Genomic DNA, 7,004 nt, shown 5'->3' with positions numbered 1-7,004 from the left:
TCCCAAGAACTCAACCAAGCTTTGTGGTTAATGAATAATCGACCTAGGAAATGCTTAGATTACCAAACACCTTTGGAAGTATTTTTACACGAACTCTTATTAATTGAGTAAATAAAAAATTGTCGCATTAATTATTGCAATTCAACAATTAATTATAACTTTTTATATTTTAATATGCTTTAAAGTTCATATAGAAAGCAATACATCAGATGTATTAACACACTTATTTGTTTTTAATTTTCAAAATATTTTACAGCATCTTGAACAACACCCACGCTTACAACTGTTCTTGCTTGGCGAATCGCATTAAATACTGCTTCGTCGTTGGAAGAGCCGTGTGCTTTAATTACTGGAGATTTTACGCCAAGTAAAACTGCCCCACCTTGCTTCGTATCATCTAGATTGTTAAGTGATTCTTTTAATGAGTCTTTAATTAAACCTGCACCAATTTTTGTTTTTAACCCAGAGTTTTTTAGCGTATCAAGTAACAATCCAACAACACTTTTAACAGTTCCTTCCAGAGTTTTTAAGACTGCATTACCTGTAAAGCCATCCGTTATGACGATATCAACTTCTCCAGTTAAGATTGATTTTGCCTCAACATTCCCAATAAAGTTAATATTATCTAATTGCTTCATTAAATCGAAAGCCTCTTTAGTAATTGAATTCCCTTTACCTTCTTCTGTTCCATTGTTTAATAAACCAATACGTGGATTTTCTACATTTAATACATTTTTAGCGTAAAAGTTAGCTAATACTGTAAATTGTTCTAGATTAACAGGTTTCACTTCAGCATTTGCTCCAGCATCCATTAAAATCACTTGAGGTGATTCTTTTGAAACTGTTGGAATAATTGGCATTAATCCTGGACGGTCAATATTCTTAATTCGTCCAACAACTAGTAAACCAGCTGTTAATAAAGCCCCTGTATTACCGGCAGATAATAAAGCATCTGCTTTACCTTCCTTGACATCACGTGCAGCAACAACCATAGACGAATCTTTTTTCCGTCGAATGGCTCTCACGGGTTCATCTTCTCCAGTGACAATCTCAGTTGTGTGAATGACTTTAATACGGTCATCTTTGACTAAGTATTGTTCAATACTTTCACTATCACCATATAAATTAATTTGGATATCGTTGAATGTTTTTATTGCTAAATTAGCGCCATCAACAATGGCTTTTGGTGCATTGTCGCCACCCATAGCATCGATTGCAATTGTAATCATTTTATCCCTCCACTATCTTTTTATTTCTATCTATACTAAATTTTTATTTGCTGGTTTGTCAACCAATTAATGATTGCATTAATTTCCTGATCTTCTAACTCTAAAGGGTGATTCAAATACCATGTAACTTCATCCTTGGCTACTTTGTGGATATGTTGATCTTCGAATAGATTGGCATACTTAAATTGAGGAATCCCGCTTTGGGCTAAGCCTAAGATATCACCCATCCCGCGTATCTTCATATCTTCTTGACTTATAATGAAGCCATCCGATTCTTGTTCCATAATTTCAAGTCGCTTTTTACCTTGTTCAGTTGTCGGCTTACCGATTAAGTAACAATAACTTTGTAGGTTACTACGTCCGACACGCCCTCTTAATTGATGCAACTGAGCTAAGCCAAAGCGTTCAGCTGAATGGATAACTATAATTGTCGCATTAGGTACATCGACTCCGACCTCTACCATCGTTGTTGCAACTAGAATTTGAAGTTCATTTTGTTCATAAGCATTCATCACTTGCTGTTGGTCATCTTTACTCAATTGACCATGTAAAGCTCCTACATTCCACTCTGGAAACTGTACGGATAATTTTTCTTTAATCGCATTTACATTTTCAATTTGTTCTAAATGTTCAGATTGATCAATGATGGGAAGAACATAGTATATTTGATGTCCTTCTTTTAATTCTTCCGCCATTTTATTATAAAGGAAATCAAGATTATCTTCATCGATTAATTTTGTTTCAATTGGTATTCTCCCTTTAGGTAATTGATCAATGGTTGATACTGTCATATCCCCATAGATTGTTTGGGCTAATGAACGTGGAATTGGAGTTGCTGTCATTTGTAAGATGTTTAAAGTTTCTTCTACTTCAACTTTCTCCATCAAAGCATGGCGTTGATCTACTCCAAACCGGTGTTGCTCATCAATAATTGCTATCCCTAATTGCTTATATGTCACAGCGGGTTGAATTAAGGCATGTGTTCCAATGACAATTCGAATTCTTCCACTTTCAAGTCCATCTAAGATGTCTTTCTTCTCTTTAGCTTTCATTGCACTGACTAAAATCTCGCTATGGTAACCCATGTCTTCAAAAATTCGATTAAAATTCACAACGTGTTGTTTAGCTAGGATTTCAGTTGGTACCATTAAGACAGCTTGATAACCAGCTAAAACAGCAGCCATCATGCCTAGAAATGCAACAAGTGTCTTACCACTCCCCACATCCCCTTGAAGCATGCGTCGCATAGGATAAGGCGCTAATAGGTCATAGCAAATCTCATTGACAGCCTTTTTTTGTGCTTCTGTTAATTGATAGGGTAATTGCGTAACGATTTCCTTTAAGTCATGATTATCATACAAGACTCGAATCCCCGTCTCTTTTTGAGATTGTTGCATGGTAGCTTGAAGTCGCCATTGGTATAAGAAAAACTCTTGAAAAATAATTTTTCGCTCAGCTTCTTTAAACTCTCGGGCATCTTTAGGAAAATGCATTTGATATAAAGCTTTATTTAACGGCAGCAATCGGTACTTATGATTAATATTATCAGGAATGACTTCAACTATTGAAGACGAGCTCGCTTCAAAGGCTGACTTTATCGCTTTAATGATTTGAGTCTGTTTTAAGCCTTTTGTCGTTGAATAGACTGGATTAAAATCACCATTATCTTCATTTAATTTAATAATCTTCATACCTAAGAGATTTTGTCGGTCACTTTGCCATTTTCCAAAGATTGCTTTCTCTTGACCGACTTCAACACTCTTTGCTAAATAAGGTTGGTTGAAGAAAGAAACACTAATAATATTATGCTCATCAAGACTCATTCTGAATGTCAATCGACTCTTACGTCCTCCAAAGTAATTTACAACTGCTGGAGTCACTACCGTCCCTTTAAGTGTTACCTTCTCTCCATCAAGAATTGACTCAAGCGGTCGTGCTTGTAAATCTTCATATCGAAAAGGAAAATGAAACATTAAATCTCGAATAGTATTGACACCTATGGAAGCAAATTTGTCCGTCGCAACTGGACCAACGCCATTTAGTTTATTAATTGTTTCATTCCAATTTAATTGATCCATAATTGACTCCTTTTTGTCATGGTTGATATGCAAAAAGGGAAAAGGAACAATATGCCCCTTTCCCCTTTGAATAGATTTATTCTACTGACATAATATACTCGTAAACAGGTTGGTCACCTTGAATCACTTCAAAATCTACCTCAGAGTATGTTGCTTCTAATTGTTCAATGACTTGTTCAACTAAATCTTCTTTTCCGCCTTCTCCAATGAAGATAGTTACAATTTCGCTCTCGTCATTAATCATATTATCTAAAGTATTGTATAAAGCATTCTCTACAAGAGGTTCAGATAAGATAATTTTCCCATCAACGATTCCCATAAATTCATCTTTCAGAATTTCAACGCCGTCTAGGTTTGTATCACGAATAGCATAAGTAATTTGACCAGTTGAAACCATTTCAATGTTTCCACTCATGGCAGCATGATTATCTTCAATCGTTCCTTCTGGATTAAATGCAAAAATGGCACTAATCGCTTCTGGAACAGTTCTTGTTGGTACAACCACTGCAGGTTTTTCAATCACTTCTGCTGCTTGTTCTGCAGCCATGATGATGTTTTTATTATTCGGTAATAGAATAAAACGTTCTGCTGGTATCGACTCCATCGCTTTAACAAAATCTTCTGTTGATGGGTTCATTGTCTGACCACCTGAAAGAACAACATCAATACCGATTGATTTCAGCATTTCAGTCATACCTTCACCTGCTGCAACAGCAATCACTGCATAATCTTTAGGAGCTACTGCAGTTGTCTGTTGTTGAGATAGAGCTTGATTGGCAGTTTCTAGATCACGCACTTGTTCACGCATATTATCTACTTTAATTTTGATTAACTCACCATACTCTTGACCTAATTGCATAATTTCGCCTGGGTCTTCAGTATGGATATGTACCTTCGCTATTTCATCGTCAGATACAACTAATAATGAGTCACCTTTTTCATTTAAGATATTACGGAACTCATCATAATCAAATTCTTTTTCAACGGTTGGACCATTACCGATACGAACCATGATTTCTGTACAATAGCCGAATGTAATATCATCCATTGACATTGGGTGTTCATTTGTTTCTTCGAATACCGCATGAGAATGCGCTTCTGACTTTTTAGAATGATCTTCAGAGATAATGACTTCACCAGTTAAACTTGATAGGAATCCCTCATAAAGGCAAAGTAAACCTTTTCCTCCACTATCCACTACGCCGACCTGTTTCAGAACTGGTAACATGTCAGTCGTTTTCTCAAGTGCAACACCTGCGCCTTTAACGATTGCTCGCATAATTTCAACGATGTCTGTTGTGTTTTTAGCTGCTTGTTCACCAGCTAAAGCCGATTCACGTGCAACTGTTAAGATTGTTCCTTCAACTGGCTTCATAACTGCTTTATATGCAGATTCTACTCCGCCAGCAAATGCTTTAACAAAGTATTCAGCATCAACATTCTCTTGATCTTCAATCGCTTTAGAAAAACCTCTAAAGATTTGTGATAGGATAACGCCTGAATTTCCTCGAGCTCCCATTAATAACCCTTTAGCTAAGGCTGTACTTGCTTCTCCAACGTGTCCTGAAGTATTTTCTTTTAATTTTTCAACACCAGAGATAAATGACATATTCATATTCGTTCCTGTATCTCCATCTGGAACTGGGAATACATTTAGTGAATTGATTAAATCAACGTTCTCTGTTAAACGATCTGCTCCAGCAATAATCATTGATTGAAATTCTGGTGCCGTTAACATAGTAAGTTCCAACTTTCGTCCTCCTTATAACTCATTGACTTTAGAATTTAGTCAACTTTTACTCCTTGAACGTGAACATTTACAAAATCTAGTGTGAATCCTAGTAAACGTTCGACATTATATTTTACTGTTTCTTGAATATTTTGACAGATGACAGATATTTTTGTTCCATAAGATACAAGAATATATACATCCACTGCCACTTTATTACCGTTTTGGGAAAGAACTACACCTTTGGCAAAATTCTCTCTACGTAAAATTTCTATTATATTATCACGAAAGAAACTTTTACTTACCATCCCTACGACACCGTAGTTATCAGTAACCGCTGCACCTACAACTGTTGCGATAACTTCATTACTTAATGTGATTTGTCCATTTGGGGTTGGAATATTTATTGCCATACAATCTCCTCCTATTGTTTATATCTTAGTTATTTTATCATAAACATCGTTATTATTCACTTAAATTGATATTACCAAACTACAACGGTTTGACAAAGGGAATTGTATTATATAAAAAATTCGTTCAAGTTTATGTTCGATTACAAATAAAAAAGCTAACTTGCTCAAAGCAAATTAGCTTATTTAAATAATATAACGAGATTAAACACGTTCAACTTTACCTGATTTTAATGCACGTGCAGAAACCCAAACTTTCTTAGGCTCGCCGTCTACCATAATGCGAACTTTTTGTAAGTTAGCACCAAAAGTACGTTTGTTTGCGTTCAATGCATGAGAACGAGTGTTACCAGATCTAGCTTTACGTCCTGTAAAGTAACATTCTTTAGCCATTAGTATTTCCTCCATTTCTTGCAGGAGCTTTGTCTCTGCTTTTTCATACCGTAATAATTTATCATATTTTTCATTCTTGTGCAAGAATTTTTTCAATATTTTCCATTTATAAAGCGGTTTTGTTTCTAAGAAGTAATATTAGTCTATCCAAGGTTATAAGTCAAGGTAGTTTTTGGATTGCACCCTATTTTTATGCTGTATGAATTAATAACCTTTTTTCTTATTGTACTCATTCTTAGCCAGTGTTCCGTAAGATAAATAACTATCAAGATTTTCTTTAAAAATCGGATAAATCGTATCTCTAAAATGTTCAACATTGCCAGAGATATGTGGCGTAATGACTAAGTTTTGTGTTTGCCATAATTTTGATGATTCTGGAAGTGGTTCCGGCGATGTGACGTCTAAATAAGCTCCCGCTAAAGTCCCTGCTTCCAATTCTTCAATCAGATGTTCATCTTTCACTGATTCACCTCGCCCGATATTCAAGAAGTAAGCAGTATCTTTCATATTAGCAAAGATTTCTTTATCAAAGAATAATTCACTTTCATCTGTTAAAGGCAATGCATTAATAACAAAGTCCATATCTGAAAGGATGTCTTGGCTACTTTCCATCGTGTATGAATGGTCAAAGGTTTGGATTGAACGGCCATTCGAATTCACGCCATATGTTGCCATTTCAAAAAACTTAGCTGTTCGAGCAATCTCTTGCCCAATTGAGCCTGTTCCATAAACTAATACCTTCTTGTCATTTAAAGAGAACATATTTGAAGCAATGCTTTTATCCCATTTACTTTCCAATTGATTTGTCATCGCTGGAATTATTCCTCTAGCAACTCCTAAAATATAACCAAATATATTCTCAGTAATTGGAACAGCATGGACACCACTCATGTTTGAAAGAAAAATATCTTTATCTTTTCTGAGACTTTCTGGAATTGCGTCAACACCTGCGGTATCTTTTTGAATCCATTTAAGTTGTTTTAAATCTGCTATGTTTTCACTTAATTCAGATCCCCAACCATAGACAATCTCAATATTTTTAATGTCTTCGGGTCTAATTTCATCTTTAACTCTTACATCATAGTCTTTAGCTGTTGCTTTGATTTCTTCTAATTGCCAATCTTTTGTAATGGCATAAACTGCAATGATTGGTTTTGACATATTA

The 7,004-nt window shown here is 35.3% G+C and carries 6 protein-coding genes; all 6 read right to left on the bottom strand.

What is annotated here, in order from left to right; genetic code table 11:
• Positions 1-233 precede the first annotated feature (233 nt).
• A complete protein-coding gene (gene plsX / locus ACEN3Z_RS06040; RefSeq protein ID WP_407090094.1) occupies positions 234-1,229 on the bottom strand; it encodes a phosphate acyltransferase PlsX in 996 nt (331 codons plus the stop codon).
• 35 nt (positions 1,230-1,264) lie between these two features.
• Complete coding sequence (gene recG / locus ACEN3Z_RS06035) at positions 1,265-3,340, bottom strand: ATP-dependent DNA helicase RecG (protein ID WP_407090092.1); 2,076 nt, start codon at positions 3,338-3,340, stop codon at positions 1,265-1,267.
• Positions 3,341-3,383: 43 nt separating this feature from the next.
• Positions 3,384-5,057 (bottom strand): DAK2 domain-containing protein, encoded by a 1,674-nt coding sequence (locus ACEN3Z_RS06030; protein WP_407090091.1) that lies wholly within the window; start codon positions 5,055-5,057, stop codon positions 3,384-3,386.
• Between the two features lie 35 nt (positions 5,058-5,092).
• Positions 5,093-5,449 (bottom strand): Asp23/Gls24 family envelope stress response protein, encoded by a 357-nt coding sequence (locus tag ACEN3Z_RS06025; protein ID WP_138405156.1) that lies wholly within the window; start codon positions 5,447-5,449, stop codon positions 5,093-5,095.
• A gap of 201 nt (positions 5,450-5,650) precedes the next feature.
• Positions 5,651-5,839, bottom strand: a complete 189-nt coding sequence (gene rpmB / locus ACEN3Z_RS06020) for a 50S ribosomal protein L28 (RefSeq protein WP_138405155.1) — start codon at positions 5,837-5,839, stop codon at positions 5,651-5,653.
• Between the two features lie 204 nt (positions 5,840-6,043).
• Positions 6,044-7,000 (bottom strand): NAD(P)-dependent oxidoreductase, encoded by a 957-nt coding sequence (locus ACEN3Z_RS06015; RefSeq protein WP_407090090.1) that lies wholly within the window; start codon positions 6,998-7,000, stop codon positions 6,044-6,046.
• Positions 7,001-7,004 lie beyond the last annotated feature (4 nt).

It is taken from the genome of Ruoffia sp. FAM 26254 (assembly GCF_045528545.1).
In the GTDB taxonomy this organism is placed as follows: Bacteria; Bacillota; Bacilli; order Lactobacillales; family Aerococcaceae; genus Ruoffia; species Ruoffia halotolerans.
This window is presented reverse-complemented; position numbering and strand designations above follow the sequence as displayed.